Origin of the sequence: Erythrobacter sp. SDW2 (assembly GCF_021431965.1) — a bacterium.
Taxonomy (GTDB): Bacteria; Pseudomonadota; Alphaproteobacteria; order Sphingomonadales; family Sphingomonadaceae; genus Parerythrobacter.
Map to the genome: position 1 here is coordinate 592483 of NZ_CP090370.1, position 21591 is coordinate 614073.

18 protein-coding genes and 2 pseudogenes are annotated in these 21591 nt (G+C 63.4%); 13 read left to right on the forward strand and 7 right to left on the reverse strand.

All coding sequences use genetic code 11. The features are described from left to right. Window positions 1-66 precede the first annotated feature (66 nt). From wecC to LY632_RS14310, 13 genes and pseudogenes are all read left to right on the forward strand, one after another. A complete protein-coding gene (gene wecC / locus LY632_RS02900) occupies window positions 67-1368 on the forward strand; it encodes a UDP-N-acetyl-D-mannosamine dehydrogenase (RefSeq protein ID WP_234092310.1) in 1302 nt (433 codons plus the stop codon). 191 nt (window positions 1369-1559) lie between these two features. Next, window positions 1560-3476, forward strand: a complete 1917-nt coding sequence (locus tag LY632_RS02905) for a nucleoside-diphosphate sugar epimerase/dehydratase (protein ID WP_234092311.1) — start codon at window positions 1560-1562, stop codon at window positions 3474-3476. 73 nt (window positions 3477-3549) lie between these two features. After that, window positions 3550-4980, forward strand: a complete 1431-nt coding sequence (locus LY632_RS02910; protein WP_234092312.1) for an O-antigen ligase — start codon at window positions 3550-3552, stop codon at window positions 4978-4980. Between the two features lie 63 nt (window positions 4981-5043). After that, on the forward strand, window positions 5044-5751 hold the full coding sequence (locus LY632_RS02915; RefSeq protein WP_234092313.1) for a polysaccharide biosynthesis/export family protein: 708 nt from the start codon (window positions 5044-5046) through the stop codon (window positions 5749-5751). 134 nt (window positions 5752-5885) lie between these two features. Beyond that, window positions 5886-6836 carry a Wzz/FepE/Etk N-terminal domain-containing protein gene (locus tag LY632_RS02920; RefSeq protein ID WP_234092314.1) on the forward strand — a complete coding sequence of 317 codons (951 nt, stop codon included), beginning with the start codon at window positions 5886-5888 and terminating at the stop codon, window positions 6834-6836. Further along, entirely contained in the window at window positions 6769-7983 is a 1215-nt protein-coding gene (locus LY632_RS02925) for a polysaccharide biosynthesis tyrosine autokinase (RefSeq protein ID WP_234092315.1), read from the forward strand. The genes LY632_RS02920 and LY632_RS02925 overlap by 68 nt, the downstream gene beginning before the upstream one ends. Window positions 7984-7989: 6 nt before the next feature. Continuing rightward, the gene (locus LY632_RS02930) at window positions 7990-9192 is read left to right on the forward strand and encodes a hypothetical protein (protein ID WP_234092316.1); all 1203 of its coding nucleotides are present in this window, start codon (window positions 7990-7992) and stop codon (window positions 9190-9192) included. A gap of 39 nt (window positions 9193-9231) precedes the next feature. After that, window positions 9232-10116, forward strand: a complete 885-nt coding sequence (locus LY632_RS02935) for a sulfotransferase (RefSeq protein WP_234092317.1) — start codon at window positions 9232-9234, stop codon at window positions 10114-10116. Between the two features lie 36 nt (window positions 10117-10152). Next, window positions 10153-11253, forward strand: coding sequence for a DegT/DnrJ/EryC1/StrS aminotransferase family protein (locus tag LY632_RS02940; protein WP_305040823.1), 1101 nt, complete (start codon window positions 10153-10155; stop codon window positions 11251-11253). Between the two features lie 4 nt (window positions 11254-11257). Then, window positions 11258-11716 carry a hypothetical protein gene (locus LY632_RS02945; RefSeq protein ID WP_234092319.1) on the forward strand — a complete coding sequence of 153 codons (459 nt, stop codon included), beginning with the start codon at window positions 11258-11260 and terminating at the stop codon, window positions 11714-11716. Between the two features lie 17 nt (window positions 11717-11733). After that, window positions 11734-13182: an O-antigen polymerase gene (locus tag LY632_RS02950; RefSeq protein WP_234092320.1), complete on the forward strand. Its 1449-nt coding sequence runs from the start codon at window positions 11734-11736 to the stop codon at window positions 13180-13182. After that, window positions 13179-13502 (forward strand): annotated as a pseudogene (locus LY632_RS14305) (hypothetical protein); the annotation flags it as partial. The gene LY632_RS02950 and the pseudogene LY632_RS14305, both read left to right, overlap by 4 nt. 102 nt (window positions 13503-13604) lie before the next feature. Continuing rightward, window positions 13605-13739, forward strand: a pseudogene (locus LY632_RS14310) (DapH/DapD/GlmU-related protein); the annotation flags it as partial. 23 nt (window positions 13740-13762) lie between these two features. Here LY632_RS14310 and LY632_RS02960 read toward each other — a convergent pair. Genes LY632_RS02960 through LY632_RS02990 form a run of 7 tightly spaced genes read right to left on the reverse strand, consistent with a single transcriptional unit; the run spans window position 13763 to window position 21560 of the window. Next, window positions 13763-15301, reverse strand: coding sequence for a hypothetical protein (locus LY632_RS02960; RefSeq protein WP_234092322.1), 1539 nt, complete (start codon window positions 15299-15301; stop codon window positions 13763-13765). 5 nt (window positions 15302-15306) lie between these two features. Further along, window positions 15307-16413, reverse strand: coding sequence for a glycosyltransferase family 4 protein (locus tag LY632_RS02965; protein ID WP_234092323.1), 1107 nt, complete (start codon window positions 16411-16413; stop codon window positions 15307-15309). Beyond that, window positions 16410-17636: a glycosyltransferase family 4 protein gene (locus LY632_RS02970; RefSeq protein WP_234092324.1), complete on the reverse strand. Its 1227-nt coding sequence runs from the start codon at window positions 17634-17636 to the stop codon at window positions 16410-16412. Before LY632_RS02970 ends, LY632_RS02965 begins: the two co-directional genes overlap by 4 nt. Before the next feature lie 4 nt (window positions 17637-17640). Continuing rightward, a complete protein-coding gene (locus tag LY632_RS02975; RefSeq protein ID WP_234092325.1) occupies window positions 17641-18234 on the reverse strand; it encodes a sugar transferase in 594 nt (197 codons plus the stop codon). Window positions 18235-18245: 11 nt separating this feature from the next. Then, complete coding sequence (gene wecB / locus LY632_RS02980; RefSeq protein ID WP_234092326.1) at window positions 18246-19397, reverse strand: non-hydrolyzing UDP-N-acetylglucosamine 2-epimerase; 1152 nt, start codon at window positions 19395-19397, stop codon at window positions 18246-18248. Between the two features lie 22 nt (window positions 19398-19419). Next, window positions 19420-20535: an NAD-dependent epimerase/dehydratase family protein gene (locus LY632_RS02985; protein WP_234092327.1), complete on the reverse strand. Its 1116-nt coding sequence runs from the start codon at window positions 20533-20535 to the stop codon at window positions 19420-19422. Then, a complete protein-coding gene (locus tag LY632_RS02990; RefSeq protein WP_234092328.1) occupies window positions 20532-21560 on the reverse strand; it encodes a polysaccharide biosynthesis protein in 1029 nt (342 codons plus the stop codon). The genes LY632_RS02985 and LY632_RS02990 overlap by 4 nt, the downstream gene beginning before the upstream one ends. Window positions 21561-21591 lie beyond the last annotated feature (31 nt).

A 21591-nucleotide genomic window follows, 5' to 3' on the forward strand; every position in this document is an offset into this window, starting at 1 on the left:
TACCGTTATCTTTACCTCGTTCTGCCAAGGACTGTCCGGACATCCTAACGGACAGGAACCCATTGAATGCGCGGCGAAACCAAACCCCAGGTCTGTGTCGTAGGGCTCGGCTACATCGGGCTGCCGACGGCGGCGATCATCGCCCGGGCCGACTGCCCGGTAATGGGGATCGATATCTCGCAGCATGTGGTCGACACCATCAATCGGGGCGAAATCCATATCGAGGAAGTCGATCTCGACGGCCTCGTGCGCGGCGTTGTGCAGCGCGGGCTGCTCAGGGCCTCCACTCAAGTCGCACCGGCCGATGTGTTCGTGATCGCGGTGCCGACCCCGTTCGAGAAGGACGGCCACCACACGCCCGACACGTCCTACGTTATGGCCGCCGCGACCGAAGTTGCGGGTGTGCTCAAGAAGGGCGACTGCATCATCCTCGAATCGACCTCGCCGGTCGGTACGACCGAGGCGATGCGTGACCTGATCGCGGGCCTGCGACCGGACCTGAAGATGCCCGGCAAGACCGAGGAAACCCCGGACGTTTCCATCGCCTATTGCCCGGAACGCGTTCTGCCCGGGAAGATTCTCGAGGAACTGACCCACAACGATCGCTCGATTGGCGGAATCACCCCGCGCTGTGCGCGCAAGGCGCTGGCTTTTTACAAGCGCTTCGTGCGCGGCACCTGCGTCACCACCGATGCCCGCAGCGCCGAGATGACCAAGCTGGTCGAGAACGCCTATCGCGACGTCAACATCGCCTTTGCCAACGAGCTTTCCATGATCGCCGACCACATGGGCCTCGACGTCTGGGAAGTGATCAAGCTCGCCAACCGCCACCCGCGTGTGAACATATTGCAGCCGGGTCCGGGTGTGGGCGGGCACTGCATTGCAGTCGATCCGTGGTTCATCATCAACGGTGCGCCCGAGCAGTCGCCGCTGATCAGGACTGGCCGACAGGTCAACGATGCCAAGATGCACCATGTCGTGGCGCAGGCCGAAGCGCTGATCGAAGCCCATCCCGGTGTGCCGGTCGCTTGTCTGGGGCTCGCCTTCAAGGCCAATATCGACGACTTCCGCGAAAGTCCGGCTCGCTTCGTCGCCTCGCGGCTGGCGCACAGGTTCGGTGAACGGATCGCCATTGTCGAGCCCTTTGCCGGGCAACTGCCGGTCGAATTTTCCGATACCGGGGCGACGCTGGTCGATCTCGACCATGCGCTGGAGAACTGCGGCATACTGATCGTTCTGGTCGACCACGACATCTTCAAGGCCGTCCCGATCGAAGAGCGCAGCGGGGCGATCGTCTATGACACCCGCGGCATCTGGCCCGACCAGCCCGCCATACCCCAGACATCCGGACTGCGTCTCGCAAGCTAGCCTCCCTCCGGCCCTTTTGTCATGCAGAAGCCACGAAACCTTGCCACGGCGCGCCTGGTAAACTAAGGGCCGTCACCTGCTGCTTTTGGCGGCACAAGGATTTCAATGCCTTGCTGGTGGGTTGCGGCATTTGTGATGGTAATGTCCGAGGAAATATCTCCGGGCATGGTGACACAGGGACGGCTCGGCCGATGCAATGGCTACTTGATGTTCTGATCGGCACTTTAGTGCGCGCGCTCGAACGCGTGGCTGTGTTCACCCGCGGGCAGAAGCGGTTGACAGTGCTCGCGCTCGACCTGGTGCTGCTCGTCCAGTCGGTGTGGATGGCCTATTCCCTGCGGATGGGGGAGTGGGCGTTCTGGAACGACCCGATCCTCAAGTTCGGCGGTACAGCCCTCGCAGTGATGCTGCCGGCGTTCATATGGTCGGGTGTCTACAACACCATCTTCCGCTACGCTGGGGTCGGAATGTTGCGTACGCTGGTGCGCGCGTTTCTGATCTATACGGCCGTTCTGGCCGCTGTTTTCACCTTCTATGGCATCCCAACCGTGCCGCGTACGCTGGGCCTGCTGCAGCCGATGCTGTTCTTCATCTTCGTTGCGGCCTCGCGCGTGATCATCCGGGCGCTGATCGTCGACGTGCTGGAGCGCCGCAAGTTCGGTGGCGACGTTCGCCGGGTGCTGATCTACGGTGCGGGAAGGACCGGTCAGCAGTTGGCGAGCACCATGCGCAGCGACCCTCGCTTCCAACTTTGCGGCTATATCGACGATGACAAGCGGCTCGACGGGCAGCGTCTGGATGGCCTGCCCGTTTGCTGGACCGGCGAGCTGGAGAAGCTGATCGAGCGCCAGGAGGTAACCGATATCCTGCTCGCTCTGCCGGGCGTTACACGCAAGCGGCGGCGCCAGATCCTCAAGAACCTCGGCGAATTCAACGTGCTGGTGCAGACGCTGCCCACCATGAGCGAAATCGTCGATGGCAAGGTCTCGTTCAGCGATATCCGCCCGCTCGATATCGAGGACCTGCTGGGGCGCGAACCCGTCCAGCCCAACGAATTGCTGCTCGGCCGGACGGTGGTGGGCAAGACTGTCATGGTCACCGGTGCCGGCGGCTCCATCGGCAGCGAACTGTGCAGGCAGATCGTCATGATCGGGGCGCGCAAACTGGTATTGTTCGAAGTTTCGGAATTCGCGCTCTACGCGATCCACCAGGAGTTGACGAAAAAGCTGGCGGCGGAATCGCGCAGCTTGGAACTGGTGCCGGTGCTCGACTCGATCCAGGCGGCCGAGCGGCTCGACCAGGTCTTTGCCGAGCATTCGGTCGACACGGTCTACCATGCCGCGGCCTACAAGCATGTGCCGCTGGTCGAAGCCAATCCGATCGCGGCAATGCGCAACAATATCGTCGGGACCCGGACGCTGGTGGAAGCATCGGCGCGCGCCGGGGTTGCCGACTTCATCCTGATCTCGACCGACAAGGCGGTGCGGCCGACCAATGTCATGGGCGCATCCAAGCGCGCGGCAGAGCAGGTGGTGCAGGCCTTTGCAGCGACCAGTGCGAAGACCCGCTTCTCCATGGTCCGTTTCGGCAATGTGCTGGGCTCGAGCGGCTCTGTCGTGCCGCTGTTCCGCCGCCAGATCGAGGCCGGCGGCCCCATCACGCTGACACACAAGGCGGTGACCCGCTACTTCATGACCATTCCCGAGGCGGCCAATCTCGTGATCCAGGCGGGAGGGCTTGCCAGCGGTGGCGAGGTCTTTGTGCTCGATATGGGCAAGCCGACGAGGATCTCCGATCTCGCTCGCTTGATGGTGCGGCTATCCGGCCTCACTGTGCGCGATGCTCAGCACCCGGATGGGGATATCGAGATTGTCGAAGTCGGTCTGCGGCCCGGGGAGAAGCTTTATGAGGAACTGCTGATTGGCGAAAAGCCGGAAGAGACCAAGCATGCCCGGATCATGAAGGCGCACGAGGACTTCATGCCCTGGCCCAGGCTCGACGCTGCCCTCAAGCAGTTGGCCGAGACCGATGATCCGGAGCAGGCCATCGCCTTGCTCCACCGCATCGTGCCGGAATTCGAACACAACCGAGACAACAAGGTCGCATAACGGCCCAAGCGAGCGGCTAAGGCAATGCCCCAAGGCGTTGACCGTCATGCTCACTTGGGCCAAGCCCCCGATAATGCCCACAATGACAGCCCAGCCCAAAACACGGCTTTCCCGGTTCTATTCGCCGACTGCCCGCTTCGCCGCATTGGCGAGCTTCGTCGTGCTGTTGTTCGTGCTCGGCGGCAGTTCGCGGCACGATGTCCCTTCACTGGTCATCCTGCGTCCGCTGGCCGCGCTGTTCCTCGCCTATGCCGCAGCCGGCATGACTCGCGAGCAATGGCGGCTGGTGCGCGTCCCGATCCTGCTGCTCGCGGCGCTGGCACTTGTTATCTGGCTGCAGCTGGTTCCGCTACCACCGTCGTTGTGGTCCGGCCTGCCCGGACGCCAGCCCATCGCCGAGATGGGGCAGGCGCTTGGCATGGATGGCCTCTGGCGCCCGCTCTCGATGTCGCCTGCCAAGACCTGGAATGCGCTCTTTTCACTTCTGGTTCCCGCGGCCGCATTGGCGCTGTTTGCGATTCAGGAGCCCGAGGGGCGGCGGCAGGTCTGGAGCGTGGTCCTGGTCATGGCGCTGGTGAGTGCGGCCCTCGGCGTTCTGCAGATCACCACCGGGGCCTTCTATTTTCATGCATTCAGCCCGTCAGGTTACGCCACCGGCCTGTTCGCCAATCGCAACCACCAGGGCGTTTTGCTGGCGGCCATGCTGCTGGTCGCGGCCTGGCAGTTCGGGGCCATCCGGCCGCGCCAGAGCGGCGCCGGGATGAAGGGCCTGCTGGCGCTGGCGCCGCTGGTGTTTCTTGTGCCGGTGATCTTCCTGGCCGGATCGCGCGCCGGTCTGATTTGTGCCGGACTCGGGCTCCTGCTGGCAATGGGCCTTATCGCGCAGGCGCCGCTTGTCCCGCAGAACTTTGCCCTCGGTAAACAGGTGAGGCTGTCACGCACCGCCCTGCTCGGCGGGCTTGGGCTATTCCTCGCTGCGCTGGTGGGAATAGTGATCCTGTCGTCGCGCGCACTGGCACTTGACCGGTTGTTCGATGACGGGGCGCTGGAGAACCTGCGCGTCCAGGTTTTCCCGACCTTGACCGAGATGGCGGGTGACATGGTCGTCTGGGGCTCGGGCTTCGGATCGTTCGAATATGTCTATCGGATCTATGAGCCGGTGGCGCTGCTGGGTCCCAAATATCTCAACAATGCGCACAATGACTGGCTCCAGTTCGTGATCGAAGGCGGCTTGCCGGCGGTCGTGATCCTGCTCGGCAGCGTGCTGGCCATGGGTGTGAAAACATTCGCGGCATGGCGCGCGGAGGCGGGAGAATTGCGCCGCCGCCGCCTGATGGCAGCAGGCATAATGCTGTTGCTGGCGGTTGCGAGCCTGGTGGATTACCCGGTGCGGGTTCCCAGCGTCATGGTGGTCGCCGCGCTGGCCTTCGCTACCTTGTGGATCGAGCGCGAACCGCTCAGCAGCGGTCAGCCGGAGGGCCGCGAAGGACGCCGGAATCGCTAGCCGATTTGCGGTTTACGCCGTGGCATGCACCCTCTAGTTGGAACGAAAGCTTGGATTTGATCGATGGTAAGAATGCTCTTCCTGGCCCTTTTGGCCACAGTGATTTCGGGCTGTGCCAGCGTGCCGCCGCTCGGCGGTGAAGGTGTGGAAGTTATCGCCGGCAACGAGCTGCCGGCGCCGACCCGGACCGATCTGTCGGCCAACACGCGGCCATACCTGATCGGCCCCTTCGACAAGCTGACGATCGACGTTTTCGGGGTCGACGAGCTCAAACGCGAAGTTCAGATCGATGCCAGCGGTCGACTGTCGTTTCCGCTGATCGGTGTGGTAGAAGCTGCCGGGCGCACGCCCCAGGAACTCGCCACCGATATCGAGACCAGACTACGAGGCCGATACGTGCGTGAGCCGCAGGTAACGGTCAATCTGGAAGAATCGGTGGGCCAGGTGGTTACCGTGGACGGAGAGGTCGAGAAGCCGGGTCTGTTTCCGGTGGTCGGCCGAATGACTCTGATGCGTGCCGTGGCGCAGGCCGGCGGCGTAGCGGAATACGCCAATCTAGAAGATGTCGTCATCTTCCGGGAAGTGGACGGACAGCGACTGGTCGGGGTCTATAGCCTCAAGGGCATTCGCCGTGGCAATTATGCCGACCCGGAAGTCTACGCCAACGACGTGATTATTGTCGGCGATTCCCCCACCCGCCGGATGATCGACCAGATCCTGGGCCTTGGCCCGCTCCTCACTACGCCGCTGATTGTGGCCCTGCGCCAATAATTAACAGGACCGCATAGACCATGGCCAACGGCTACCCCGCAGCATCGCTTGCCCCGCACGTCGGGACCGGGATCTATCCCGAAGTTGACACCGAATACACCCAGCGCCGCCTCGGCCTGCCGCCGGCGGAGCAGTTGTTCCGGATCATCAACAACCACAAGTGGGCGGTCCTCGCGATCATCGCCGCTTCGCTTATCGCAGGCCTCGTGGCGACACTGCTGACGACACCGCTGTATACTGCCAGCGCGCGGATCGAGATCAGCCGCTACGACGCCAACATCACCAATGTCGAAGCCGTTGACGAGGTGGACCGTTCGCGTGACCAGGAATTTTACGACACACAGTACGCGTTACTCCAGGCGCGTTCGCTGGCGACGCGGGTGGCGCGTGACCTCGGCCTCGCCAATGACGAGGATTTCTTTACTACTTTCGGCGTCTCGACCGATAGCACTGTCCAGATCGAGCAAGCGAACGAGACAGCCATCAACAATGGGCGCTCGTCGGCCCGGCTCGAAGCGGCTGTCGGCATCTTGCTGCAGAATGTCAGTATCGCGCCAATTCGCGGTTCCAGCCTGGTGGACGTCAAGTTTACGAGCCCTGACCGGGAACTGTCGGCTCGCATTGCCAATAGCTGGGTAGACCAGTTCATGGCGGCAAATCTTGCCAAGCGCTCTGCATCCACGGTTGATGCACGCAAGAAGCTCGAAAAGGAGCTGGAGGCTCAACGGATCAAGCTTGAAGAATCGGAAAAACGACTCGTAGACTACGCCTCCGCCAACGAAATCGTGACCTTCGGCGGCGCCGAGACACCCGGTGGGGAAATGACCCAGCGGACCACTTTGGTGTCTTCGGATCTGCAAGCGATGAACCAGGCATTGGCAGAGGCGAGGGCGGACCGTATCCGGGCAGAAAGCGCCTGGCGCCAGAGTTCGGGCACCCGCGAAGCCTTGAACAATCCTGCCATCAACGCCCTCCGCCAGCGGCGCGCACTGGTGGTTGCGGAACGCGAAAAAACTGTTGGCGACTTTCGAGCCGGCCTATCCGGCGGTGGAGCAGCTGACTTCGGAAATCGCCGCGCTCGATAAGAGTATCGCACAGGAAGAAGGCCGGGTTCGCTCGGTCGGTCGGGAATCCTACAACGAGGCGTTGCAGCGTGAACAGCAGCTGGCAGCGCAAGTGCAGGCCTTGAAAGGCCAGTTCGCGGGCCAGAACCAGGCTTCCATCCAGTACAATATCTATCAGCGCGAGGTGAACACCAACCGCCAGCTCTATGATGCGCTGCTGCAGCGTTACAAGGAAATCGGTGTCGCCGGCGTCGGGGCGAACAATATCTCGATCGTCGATCGGGCGACGGTACCAAAGCACCCATCGAGCCCAAACCTGCTCCTCTACCTCGCCGTTTCCTTGCTGGCGGGCCTTGGCCTGGCAGCGGCCTATGTGTTCTTGCGCGAACAGCTCAACCAGAGCCTGCGCGATCCGCAGGACGTGAAGCGCCTGCTTGGCTTGCCGACCCTCGGGGTGGTGCCGGCACTCGAGGAAGAGCGGCTGTCGGAAGACCTCAACGATGTGAAGTCGATCGTGTCGGAAGCCTACTTCTCGATCGGCACCAGCCTGTCGTTCCTGACCGGCCATGGTACGCCGCGCTCGATGCTGTTCACCAGCACAATGCCCAACGAAGGCAAGTCGACCTCGGCCGTGGCGCTGGCTCGCGTGCTGGCAAGAACCGGCAAGCGCGTGCTGCTGATCGACGCCGACCTGCGCAACCCGTCCGCGCACCTGTTCATCGGAGATGGCCGTGCGGTGGGTCTCAGCAACTATCTCGCGGGTGAAGACGATGTGGCGAGCCTCGTGCAGCCGACCGACGTCGACAACCTGTCGTTGCTGGCCGCCGGTCCGATCCCGCCGAACCCGGCCGAATTGCTGACCGGACCGCGGCTGGCCGAACTGCTGCAGTCCGGCAACCAGCCGTTCGACCACTATGTCGTCGACGGTCCGCCGGTGCTCGGGCTTGCTGACTCCCCGCTGATTGCCTCGACGGTGGAAGGGGTAATCTTCACCATTGAAGCCAACGGCAGCCGCCTGCGGGCAATCGAAACTGCGATCCAGCGGCTGCGCGATGCCAATGCCAATGTCTTCGGCGCGATCGTGACCAAGGTCGACAATCGCAATTCTAGCTACGGCTATGGCTACGGCGACAAGTATGGCTACGGCTACACCTACGGAAAGAACTGACGGTCCATGGCGGGGTTCAGTTTCTCGGCCCGCACCGGCCTGATCTGGCTAGCAGGGCTGCTGGCAGCGGCGTTTTCAGCCATGGCTGCGTCGGGCTCCATCGCCAGCGCCCGCGCACCACTGGCTGTGGTCGACATGGTGCCTGAAAGCGGCCGGGTCTATGCCGAGGCGGCAGATGCCATCCTCAAGCAAACGATCAAGGATAACCAGGGCGCCTTGCCCGACCAGATCCCGCAGGCCTCGATCGACTATTCACGGCGCGCTTTTGCGCTGGAGCCGCTGGCCGTCCAGGCCCCGCGCATCATCGCATTGTCCCGCCAGGCCGAAGGCAATGACGACGAGGCACGACGGATCATGCGGCTGCTGCCAGCGATTTCCAAGCGCGAGGCAGCGGCCAATATCTGGCTGAGCCAGGATTATGCGCAGCTGGGGGACGACGCGACCGCCTTTACCTATTTCGACATGACCCTGCGCGTCAGCGAGAGCTCGGCTCCGCTGCTGATACCCCCGCTGGTCAAGGGGCTGGAGCAGGAACAATTGCGCGCGCCGCTGATCAAGTTGCTCGAGGCGCGACCGGCATGGCAAGACGACTTCTGGCTCGAAGCGGTCCGACGCCCCGAGGTTGCCTTGCCGGCGATGCGCCTGCGGATGGAGCTGGGCAAGCAGCAGGGCAGGGCGCTGGAAGTCGACCGCGGCCTCATTGGCAATCTCGTCGCCGAGAACAAGTTTGCCGATGCGCTGTCCTATTATCGCTTTCTGACCGGCAAGCAGGGTGCCCGCGACCTGTCCTTCCCGTTCGAACGCGCCCCCACTTTCCCTCCGCTCGACTGGGACCTGGTGACCGACGGCGATTTCAGCAGTTCGATCGAGCCGGCGGCGGGCAAGATGATGATCTCGGCTGCACCGGCCACCGGCGGCGTAGCTGCGCGGCGGCTCGTTGCCCTGGAGCAAGGTGCCTACCGAACCTCCGTCCTTTTCACCGCCACAAATCCCGGCGATGTCACTATTTCGCTTAACCTGCGCTGCGCCGAAAACGATGGCGAAGCGATCCGGTCGGCACCCTTCGCCGCAGCGAGCGAAGCGGCACAGGTCCTGCGATTGCCAGCAGGCTGCCGCTACTACCTGCTTGAGATTGCCTACCGCAATGATGCACCGATCGATGGCGTCGATATTGCCATCGATTCCATTACCCTGCGCAAGGAATCCTGACTCCCCGGGCGGAGGAAACTCCGGCCGACGCCAGTGACTATGAGCCGAGCCGATCTGCCTTTTCGCCCGCTGATCATCATCGGCGCGGGCCGCTCCGGGACCAATATCCTGCGTGACGCGCTGTGCACGCTGCCGGGGTTTGCGACGTGGCCATGTGACGAGATCAACCCGATCATGCGGCATGGCAATATCGGCATGCCACATGACCGCTTCGATGCCACGCAGGCACGCCCGGCCGTGGCCCGCTTTATCCGCGGGGCTTTCAAGCGCGAATGGGAACGGCAGGGCAGGCCGGCGTTCCTGGTCGAGAAAACCTGCGCCAACAGCCTGCGCGTGCCTTTCCTCGCCGCGATCTTCCCCGAAGCGCAGTTCGTGTTTCTCCACCGGCATGGCGGCGATGTGCTCGCTTCGGCGCGCAAGCGCTGGCGCGGTGAAATGGAAATCCCCTCGCTGCCCTATTACTGGTCGAAGATCCGCTTCACGCCGCTGCGGGATCTACCGGTCTATGGCTTGCGCTTCCTCAAGGCGCGCGCGCGGATGCTGGCCGGCCAGGCGGAGCACATGGCCAGCTGGGGGCCGATAAGCCCGGCGATGCTCGACCTGCCCCCCGACGCCGGTCTCGATTTGATTTGCGCGCGGCAATGGGCCGATTGCGTGACCATCGCCCAGGACGATCTCGCCCGGCTTCATCCGGAACGGGTGCATGGCCTGGCCTATGAATCCTTCGTCACACAGCCGGCCCGGGCGCTGGAGGCGATTGCCGCCTTTGCCGTCGCCGATGTCTCGTCGGCGGATTGTGCTGCGGCCGCTGGCAATGTCCGCACCAGTTCGGTCGGTAAAGGGGCAGCGGCGCTTGCCAGCGCCAGCGCCGACGTCATTGCCATTGTCCGGCCGGTACTCGACCGGCTTGGCTATTCGGACTAGAGGCCCGTCATGCGCATCTGGCTATCACGACCCCACATGGGCGGCACCGAGCAGGGCTATGTCGCGAAGGCGTTCGAAAGCAATTTCATCGCTCCCCTCGGCCCGTTGCTGACCGAATTCGAGGAACGCTTTGCCGAATACCTCGGTGACGGGGTCCATTGCCTCGGCCTGTCGAGCGGTTCGGCGGCGTTGCACCTGGCCCTGCACATGCTCGACCTCGAGCAAGGGGACGAGGTCTGGGTCTCGTCGATGACCTTTGCCGGCGGATGCTTCCCGATCCTTTACGAAGGCGCGACCCCGGTGTTCTTCGACCTTGCCCGCGAAAGCTGGACCGTCTCGCCGGACCTGCTGGAAGAGGCGCTGGCAGATGCAGCCAAGCGCGGCAAGCTGCCCAAGGCGATCGTCCCGACCGATCTTTACGGCATGGGCTGCGATCTTTCGCGGCTGGAGCCGCTGGCGGCGCAATACGGCGTCAAGTTGATCGTCGATGCGGCGGAAAGCGCCGGCGCCAGCGTGCATGGGCGCAAATGCGGCAGCGGTGGCGATGCCTCGATCCTCAGTTTCAATGGCAACAAGATCATCACCACCAGCGGCGGCGGCATGCTCGTCTCGCGCGATCAAGCACTGATCGACCGGGCCCGGTTCCTTTCGACCCAGGCGCGCGATCCGGCCCCGCACTACGAACACAGCGTCTATGGGTTCAATTACCGTCTGAGCAATGTCTGCGCCGGGATCGGCCTCGGCCAGTTCGAAGTGCTCGACCGGCGCGTCGAACAACGCCGTGCGGTATTTGCCCGCTATGTCGAGGCCTTGTCGGACCTGCCCGGCGTCAGCTTCATGCCGGAGCCCAACTGGTCGCATGGTTCGCGCTGGCTTTCGGCCATGCGGGTCGATCCGGCGGTGGGCGTCGTCTCCCGCGAGGACATCCGCCTGGCATTGCTCGAATACCAGATCGAAAGCCGCCCGCTGTGGAAGCCGATGCATATGCAGCCGCTGTTCGATGGGACGCGCTATGTCGGCGAAGGCTTCGACGAGCTGCTGTTCGACCAGGGCCTGTGCCTGCCCTCTGGCAGTGACATGACGGCCGAAGAGCAAGGCGAAGTGATCGAGCGCGTCCGCGCGGTGTTCGGGGGCTGAACCGGTGCTGATCGAACAAAGACCGGCGCGTTGGTGGAACCTGCTCAACAGCGCGATCCCGTGGGATTTCTATCCGCTGGTTAAGACTCATCGCAAGAGCGGCGGCACCTGGCTGGCGCGGATGCTGGCCGAGCCTCGCTACGAAACAATGATGGCCGATACCGGTGCAGACTCGTTCCGCATCCGGCTGGGGATGGGCGGCAACAGGAACATGGAAGAGTGCCGTGCACTAGCAGAGCGGTACAGTTTCGAGCGCCAGGCCGATCGTCGCCCCGGCCTAGCCGACAACAGCAGCTTCCTGCGCAAAGGCGTGGGCCCATGGGCCTGTGAACCAGGGCGTGGTGCCTGCATGAGCGTGAAGTCTGTTCCCGATGGCAATCCACCAGCAATCGCCAGGCAGCGACTTGCCAGTTCACATAATGGTGCCAAGTTCAACTTGATGCGCCTCGCTGCAGTTGCCTGACTGCAGGGGAGATCGGCATGGCAAGTGTACATCATCCCTCTCACCGCGACTGGATCCGCGATCCGCGCAGCTTGCCGCGCAGCGGTGACTGGATGGCGTTCTATACGACGATTACAGTCGTCTCGGCCATCGTTACGGGTTTTTCCTGCTATGCCTTGCCCGAACTCACCAACTTCTACATTGCCAACTTCCTGACCCAGCTCGGCCTGCTCTGGCTGTGCCTCTCGGTCAAGGAGCAACGGCCGGTTTCCCTGGCCAATACGCTGTTCGCGCTATGGTTCATCTATAATCTGGTCCGGGGTGCGCAGCTGACGCTGGCCGATCACACCGGGGATGTGCGCCTTTATCTGTTCACGTTGAGCGATGACGAGATCACCCGCGGGGCAGTTATGGTTACCGCTTTCGTTTTTGCCATGGCGCTGGGAAGCCACCTTCATTTCGGGGGCATCAGGAAGGCTCCCACCCGACTCTTCGAGGGCATTCGATTTGCTGAAGCACAGGTCATCCCCTTGGCGGCTTTTGCCATGGTCCTGAGCGTGGCAGCCATCTTCCTCAGTACGTCGCAAGACGCATTGTCGGCGAAACGGGTGTACGAAACTGCCAGCGGGGTGACCACCCGCTTCGGACCGCTCACCTTCCTCCTGCACTCCGTGTTGTTCTACATCATGGGTCTGAGTTATTATCTCTTCTATTCGAAGGCGAGGGCGCGATACATCCTTATCTGCGGTGTCGCTATCACGGTCGCGGCATTGGTCATCAGCCTGCGAACCTATCTCATCTTTTTCATCTTGCCCTATGCAATGGCAGCAGCGAAACGTCTGACAATTCGTGACTTTGCGCTGATCGTCGCTGCCACTCCCTTTGTCGCCTTCTTCGTTGGCTATGTCACCTTCGAGCGCAACACGATCGGTTCCAAGGTGGAGATCGAACCGATCGAGTATGTTTCGGTCGCACTCGACGGGATCACGCTGAATGCGAACTATGGCGGCTATCTCTCCACGACGATGTCGAGCGTGGCGATCGAAAACAAAGCCCCGACCCTGTACGGAAGGACGCTGTTTGTGGATCCCGTCATGCAGTTCGTGCCGCGAACATTCTGGCCGGACAAGCCAGAAGAGCTGGGAGGCGAGCTACGCCCGTATCTCCAGGACGAAGCGCTGTTGCAGCGCAATATCGTCGGGGGTGTGCCACCCGGCATCGTCGCAGAAGCATGGCTGAACGCCCGAACGATCGGCATCATCCTGCTCGGACTGATCGTCGGCTTGATGACAAAGACACTGGCACTGGCGCAGAATCGAAGCCTGGACGCAAAACTCAACGCGATCCTGTCGTTGATCGCCGTTGTGGCGGTGTTTTTCTGGTTCGGTGGCCACTTTGCGCGCTTCTTGATGACGATGGTGCAGTTCTTCGCCTTGGCGATACCTGTGGGCTTCCTGCAAAGATATCTCTCTGGCTTCGTGCGATGAGCGTGTTCCTGTTTCAACTCCTCTTTCTCGTTGCCTCGGCAGCTGGCTGGGGCGCCGGGTTCTTCTCGGTTTTCGCCTCGCCAGACCATCGCTTCGCGGTCGAAAGACGAATCAGGGGTGCCATACTGCGCCTTTGGTTCAAGTCACCCGGCCTCAGTATCGGCAGGGTTCGGTTCGAGGATCCCCGCCGCATTGTCTTGGGCGCTGGGGTGAAGCTCTATTGCCATTCCGCCCTTGTTGCCGGGTCGAAGGGTCACATAGCAATAGGCGCAGGTTGTCATATCGGATACAATTGCGTTCTCGCTGGGACCGGCGGCATCTCGATCGGAGAGCGGTGCAATATCTCCTCGAACATTTGCATCTATTCGGTCACCGATGAACCATTCGGCAGGGATGGCGGCCCGCGCAGTGCGCCGGTGGTAATCGGCGACGACGTGCTGATCGGGGCGGGGGCGGTCATTCTGCCGGGTGTAACGATTGGCGCCGGTGCGGCGGTCGCTGCGGGCGCTGTTGTTAGCAGGGATGTGGCACCGGGAACAATCGTCGGCGGCGTTCCTGCCCATCCTCTGAGCACCCGGTCCTAGGCCCCGGAGGTTCTCGTGCCGCGCAAGTAGAGCGCGACATCAGCCAGCGCAATCAAACCGACGATGCTGCCGCTGATGATCACGGCGGCAAGCGGATGGAGCGCGGCCAGTCGGTCGTGAAGGGTCAACGAGACCGCCGCCGAGAGGGCCGGAGCGGGCATGCCCCTCAGGATAGGTGCGAGCAGTGTCCTGACCGGAACGCCCGTTTCCTTGGCATAAACTTGCGGCACGATCAGCAAATGGCCGATCGCGAGCAGTCCGCTGAACAGGAACGCCAGTCCCAGAGGCGTGACAAGACCAAGTTGGCCCAATACAAGCAAGGCTGCAGCGTTAGCCGCCGCCAAAGTGGCGGTATAGCGCACGTAAAGCCGGTTCTTGCCTGTTCCGTCGAGCGCACCGGCCCAGCCATCCGACAGGGCGATCGCGGCGATGCCGAACAGCATCACCAGCACCAGCGACCGGGTCAGTTCCAGCACCGAAGCATCGGGTACGCGCCCGCCCACCCACAATTGCAGCAACTCGTCGAGCCAGACCGACAACATCACGATGGCGCTGCCCGAAATGATTGTCTGCAGGTAATTGCTCAGCGCCAGGATCCGGTCGAAACCGCCGCCCCTGTCGGCCTCGCGCGCGCCGAAGCGGAACTTTGCCGCAACCGCATCGAGTCCCATGACGATCCCCGCCGTCAACTGGCGAACCATGCCGATCAACTGAACCGTCAGGCCAAAGGCGATGGTCGCTGCCGCGCCGAAATGGGCGTTGATGAAGAAGGTGTCGAACCTGAGGTAGAGATTGAACGAGAACACCAGCGCCAGCGCCCACAGGATCGAACGGGTCAATGCCTTGCGCTTGTCGAGGGCTCCCCAGCTCCAGCCCGGGCGAAGCAGTTCGGGCGCCTCGCGAACGATCCGCCATGCAGCGAACAGGTAGAGCGACGAGGTGAGCGCGGCGCTGGCCAGGCCGAACAGAATCAGGGCGCTCCCACCTTCGAAACCCGGGGCCAGCAGCACGAGCGGCAGCAGCACCGCGATGAAATCGGCCACCCGCTCCAGCGTCATCAGCGTGTTCATGCGGCCGAATCGCTGCATTACCATCAGCATCGTCAGCAGGGGCGAGATCAAGACAGTCGCCGCAAGGATCACGGCACGGGCACCCACGAACACCCTTGCCGCCCCGATGTTCTCCGCTGCGATGTCGAGCCGGGGCAGTGCCAGCGCCAGCATCGCCATCAGCGCCAGCCCGACGAGGCAGGCGACCGCCGAAAGCGCCATGGCCTGACGGAAGACGCCACGGAATGCCTCGTGTCCTCCGGCCTCATCCCGTCCAGCCCATGCTTCTGACAGGTGCGAGGTAAGGGCAATCCGCAAGAGCTCGCGCAGCATGATGCCGACACCCGCCCCCACCGTGACGATGGTGAAGATGTTGAAGATATCGCTGCCGTAGTTGAGTAGCTGCCGTACCAGCAGCAGGCCGATGACGAAGCCTGCCATCAGCCGCAGGTAATTTCCGGCAATCCTGGTGACTTCCGACCGCATCGGTATCAGCCTGCAGCGTGCGCGAGTTCATCGCACAGCGCGACGATGGCATCGGCGCAGCTCTCGGATTCGAACCGTTCCACCCACGCCAGCCCCTGGACCTGCCGGGCCTTGCGGAAAACGGGATCGAGTAGGCGCTCGACATGATCGGCAGCGGCAGCGACATCGCCCGGCGGCACCAACAGCCCGGCAGCGCCGACGCTTTCGCGGATCGAGGACACGTCGGTCGCGATGGCGGGACAGCCTACCGCCATGCTTTCCAGCGCGACCATGAAGAAGCTTTCGAGCTCGCTGAAAGAGACCAGCGCCAATGAGTTGGCCAATTCGGCAAACAGGCGCGGGCGGTCGACATAGCCGACAAAGTCGATGCTCTCCTGCCCCAGCGCATAATCCTTGCGCGCAGCGACATGTTCGTTGGCATCGAGCGCTTCGGGGGTGATGCCAATCAGCTTGAGACCGACCGGATTGTCCGGATGCCGCTCTGCCAGCAGGCGGTGCAGGTCGAACAGGTATTCGTTGTGCTTGTGCAGGGCCGGGCTGGTGACTGCCGCGATGGTGCGTGCGGGCATAGCGGGAATCGCCGCCTCGCGCGGCAATTCGACACCGATGTAGCGGACATGCGGGTTGCGGATCGCGCTGCCATGGGCCTGCCGTGCCAGATCGCGAATGTGCTCGCTTTCGAAGATGTTGACTGCGCTTCGCGTCAGCGCCGCCCTGGCATAGCGCGACTGGATCAGCGCCCGCGTGAAACCTACTGCGCCCCGGCGCTCGGCGAAAGGCAGGAAGGGGATGACGTTGATGTGATACGTCGCTTGCGGCAGGCTCGTCGGGATCCAGTAGTTGAACCCGAAGGCGGTGTCGCAGCGCTTCTCGGCCATCAGCCCGTCCCACTGCGCGTGGCGCACCTTGAGCGCGCCGAAAGCGCTGGCGGCGGCGGGGATATAGGTGAAGCGGACCTCGTCGCCAAGTGCCGCACCGCGCTCGCCCATGTCGGGTGTACCGGTGAAGATCTCGACGCCGTGCCCGGCGCGGGCAAAGGCGCGGGCAAGCCGCAGCATCACCGTCTGGCCGCCACCCTTGCGGATGTTGAGCCCGTCGAAGGCGATCCTCATGGCCGCGCTCCTTCAAGCCCGCCGATCATGGCGCTCCAGCGGTCCAGCACCGCGGGACGGTCTAGCTTGGTGGCGAACCATTCCGATGCCTTGCCGCGCATGGCGGGAAGATGTGCCCGCTCATCGCCGATTCGGCAAATCGCGGCGGCAATCGCTGCCGGATCGCGCGGTGCGACCCAGCCGAGACCGTTGTCGGCCACCATCCGGGCGAGCTGGCTCTCCGGCTCGACCACGCACAGCAGCGGCAGGCCGAGGCCGAGATAGGTCAGCGTCTTGGACGGGAAGGCCAGCCGGTAGAGGCCGGGCTCGAGGCTGACGATGCCGACATCGGCTGCGGCAATCTCGGCCCGGGCGGCCTCGAACGGGCGGTGGGGTTCGAACACCACCGCGCGCAGACCCGCCGCTTGCGCCTTGAGGCCCGCCAGCGCCTTGCCTTCGCCCATGAAGACCAGCTCGATATCCTGCCGCTGTGCCTCGACCAGCTTCATCGCTTCGACCAGCAGGTCGAGCCCCTGGAACTGGCCGAGGTTGCCGGCGAAGATCAGTCGCACCTTTTCGCGCACCGGAGGCGGGGGCAGGGCTGCCTTCGCGTCTTCGCCCGCGAAGTTCTCCAGCATGAAATTGTTGATCACCTCCAGTTCGCCGCGCGGGCTGGCGAGCCCACGCACGGTCGCCGCCATATCGTCCGACAGTGCCACCAGCACATCGGCATGGGCGCGGTTGCGGCGCTCAATGCCGGACAGCATGCGGTCGAGCAGGCCGCCTTCCTTCCAGATCCCGCTGTGCCCGCCCAGCTCGGGGTACAGGTCCTGGCAGTGGTAGAGGAATTTGGCGCCGAACAACGCTGCGATCCACCGCCCGATCATCCCTTGCGCAACGGGCGGGATCGTGGCGGTCCAGACAAGGTCATAGCGCTCGCCCTTGAGCCGCCGCCACAGCGCCTTGAGCAGCAGGCGGATCGGGAATGCCAGCTTGTCGAGAACCCGCACGGGTCCGATACGCCGGAAACCGGGCAGCACGCCGAACCGCTCCACCCTGATACCGTCCACCATCTCGCGGCGCCGCATGCGGAGGGCAAGATCACTCTGCTTGTAGCTCGGCTCCTGCGTCCAGATCGTCACCTCGTGGCCTTCGGTCGCCAGCCGCCGTGCGATGCTACGCAGCATCGAGGCGTAAGGCGGACTGTCGGGCCAGAAATGGCGGTAGAGGATGAGGATCTTCACCGGCCTAGCGCCTCGCCACTGTCTGCCAGATCATCGCGATGTCACGGGCAAGGCTGTAATGGTGGAGATAATCGCGATTGATCGCGACCTTGTCGGGCCAGATGACCTCGCGGTTGTAGGCCTCTGGATCGTCAGCCTCGGAGAGAAGCTGTTCCTCGTTGCGGTATTTGAGCGTGGCGGGGCCAGTGATGCCCGGGCGCAGCTCCAGTACTTCACGGTCTGCGCCTTCAAGCGTATCGGCAAAGCCCGCGACATCGGGGCGGGGGCCGACGAAGCTCATCTCGCCCTTCACCACGTTCCACAGCTGCGGCAGTTCGTCGATCTTCCAGCGGCGCAGCCTGGCGCCGAGCGGGGTGATGCGGGCATCTCCGACTGTCGTCACAGATGTTCCTTCGACCGCGCGCATGGTGCGGATCTTGTAGACAGTGAAGGGTCGGCCATGGCGCCCGATCCGCTGTTGGCGGAAGATGCCGCTGGCCCCGGTGTCGCGCCGTGCCAGCATGGCCGCAATGGCGATCACCGGCGCGCTGACGACCAGCCCCGGCGCTGCCAGCGCGAGGTCGAAGGCCCGCTTGGTAAACCGTTGCGCCGGGCTCATCGCCGCGAACCTCAGATGTAGTCGTGCATGCGGATGCCGTCCCAGCCGTTGGACAGCCGGGCGGTGCCGAGGATCAGCTTGACCACGCGTTCGGAGGTATTGGTAATCGCGTAGTCCTCCGGGATCGGGCAATGTTCGCCCGCCGCCTCCCGTGCGGCGTGGATCTTGGTCACCAGCTCGACCGCTTCGCCGATGGTGCCCGCATCGAGCCCGGTGACGACGATATTGCCGGTGTCCATCGCCTCGGGGCGCTCGATTGCGTCGCGCGGGGTGATGGCGGGAAAATCGAGGATCGAGCTTTCCTCGGCAATTGTGCCGCTGTCGCTGATGGCGCAGAAGGCGTTCATCTGCAGGTGGTTGTAATCGTGGAAGCCGAACGGCTTGAGGTCGCGCACGCGGCTGTCGAACTTCACGTCCATCGCGTCGAGCCGCTTGCGGGTGCGTGGGTGGGTCGAGACGATCACCGGCACGTCATAGCGCGCGGCGAGGCCGTTCAATGCCTCGACCAGCTGCGCCAGCCGCGGCTTGCTGTCGACATTCTCCTCGCGGTGGAGCGAGACGATGAAATACTTAGCCTTCTCCAGCCCCAGCTGGCCCAGGATAGCCGAGGCTTCGATCTGCGAACGGTAGGTCTCCAGCACTTCGCGCATGGGCGAGCCGGTCAGATAGACCCGGCGGTGCTGCATGCCTTCGCTCAGCAGATGGCGGCGGGCGTGCTCGGTATAGACCAGGTTGAAGTCGCTGATGTGGTCGACCAGCCGGCGGTTGGTCTCCTCCGGCACATTACGGTCGAAGCTGCGGTTGCCGGCCTCCATGTGATAGACCGGGATCTTCATCCGCCGGGCCATGATCGCGGCGATGGCGCTGTTGGTATCGCCCAGCACCAGCAGCGCATCCGGCCGGTGTTCCTTCAGTTCCTTCTCGGTCTCGATCAGGATGCCGCCCAGCACCGCGCCAAGGCTGGAGGTGTCGACGCCGAGAAAATTGTCCGGCTTGCGCACGCCGAGGTCGCTGAAGAACACCTCGTTGAGCTCGTAGTCCCAGTTCTGCCCGGTGTGGACGATGCGGTGCTCGGTATGCTCGTCGAGCCGCGCCATGACCCGGCTGAGGCGGATGATTTCGGGGCGGGTGCCGAGGACGGTGGTGACTTTGAGTTTCGTCATGGAAGCTTGCTCCTAGGCGTCCTCAGACCGGGTCGGCATAGGTGTCGGGATTGGCGGGGTCGAACATGCGGTGCGACCAGAAGAAGGTGATGACCTCTTCGTCGCCGACGTTCTCGATATTGTGGGTGTGGAGCGGGATCTGGTCGATCGCGGCGGGTTCGTCGCCCGAGACGCGGAACTCGTGGACCTCGTCGGTCAGCACCTTGCGGATGCGGATTACCGCTTCGCCCTTCACCACCAGGAACCGCTCGATCAGGTCGTAGTGGAAGTGATCGCCACGCGTCTTGCCGGGGTGGGTGGTTGAAAGGAAGGTGTGGCTGGCATTGCCGCCCTTGGCGCTCTCGAACAGCCTGCCGCGATGGTCCTCGTTGACCTTGAGCCTGAACGGATAATGCGCCGGATAGGCGGCGGTGCGGTAGCTGTTGAACAGCGCCAGGTCGAACGGGTCGGAAACGTCCGGGATGATGTTGCCGATGTAGAGCGCGTGGAAGCGCTTGAGCTTCTCGTAGAGCTCGACCACCCCGGTGTCGCGGCCATGCGGCGCCAGCTTGCCGACCCTGCCGTGCAGCACCGCGTCGATCGCCATCTGTGCCGCCTCGCCGGCATGGAGCAGCTGGACGCGGCCTTCGGGGTTGAGCGTCGGCTCCCCGCCCTGCCAGATCTGGTCGATCAGCGTGGCGGTGACATTGTTGTAATAGGGCTTGGCGCATTCGCCGAAGATATGCGGCAGCACCAGGTCGGTGAACTTGGGTGCGAACGCCGCCAGCAGTTCGCCCGCGATCCGCTTCGAGCGGCCATAGAAAGTGTCATGCGCAGCATGGGTCGAATTGGCATAGACGACATGCGGGGCGATCCCTGCTGCCTCGCAACCCGCGATCAGTTGGCGGGCGATGGCCGGGTTGCCTGCCTCGACCTCGGCTTCCTCGCCGCGGTTGATCCCGGCGAAGTGGAGAATCGCCTCGACGCCCTGCAATGCGTCGGCCAGCGCGGCAGTGTCCTCGAAGGTGGCCCGGTCGATCTGCACCAATTCATGCTCGGGATCCTCGCCGCGATAGCGCGCGGCGCAGGCCTGGGCGTGGATCCGGGCCGCGGCGTGCCAGCCGAGCAGGCCCTTCGCCCCGGTGACGGCGATCTTCATCGCGCGGCCTGCCAGCTTTCCAGCTCCGCCCGCACTTCGGGCAGCGACAGCAGCAATTCCTTCACGCCCTCCACGGTCAGCCGCTCGGCATTGTGCGAATGGAAATCCTCCTGCGGCGGTTTGTGTTCGGTGTCGCCTTCGGAGAAATAGGCCGAATAGTTGAGATCGCGCTCGTCGAGCTGCAGCCGCCAGTATTCGCCCAGATCCTCCGCCGTCGCCAGTTCCTGCTGGCTGGCGAGGGTTTCGTAGAGTTTCTCGGCATGGCGCCAGCCGATCACCTTGACCTCGTGGTCCGGTACTTCGAACAGTTCGAGCAGCGCGGTGACAAGGTCCTCGATGGTCGAGGCCGGGGCCTTCTTGATGAACAGATCGCCCTGCCGCGCCTGGGCGAAGGCGAAGCGGACCAGCTCGACGCTATCGCGCAGCGGCATCAGGAAGCGGGTCATCTTCGGCTCGGTCACCGTGATCGGATCGCCCGCCTTGATCTGCCTGATGAACAGCGGGATCACGCTGCCGCGCGAATACATCACATTGCCATAGCGGACGCAGGAGATCGTCGTCCCGCCCGCCCCCACTTCGCGCGCGGCGGCCTGGGCGTGCTTTTCCATCATCGCCTTGGACATGCCCATGGCATTGATCGGCTGCACCGCCTTGTCGGTCGAGAGGCAGACGAGGCTCTGCACCCCGGCCTCGATCGAGGCGCGAATGACGTTTTCCGAACCGATGATATTGGTCCGCACCGCTTCCAGCGGGAAGAATTCGCAACTCGGCACCTGTTTGAGCGCCGCGGCATGGAACACCGCATCGACGCCTTTCAGCGCCCGCTCGACGCTGCCGCGGTCCCGTATGTCGCCGATGTAATAGCGCACCCGCGGATCGCGCAGGGCATTGCGCAGCGCGTCCTGCTTTTCTTCATCGCGGCTGAGGATGCGCACTTCGGGCACGCCGTCGTCGAGCAGCGCCCGCAGCATGGTTTTGCCGAACGAGCCGGTGCCGCCGGTGATAAGGATGGAATTGAGGCTCATCGATGTCCCGTCAGTGATACCTGGCGTGTTT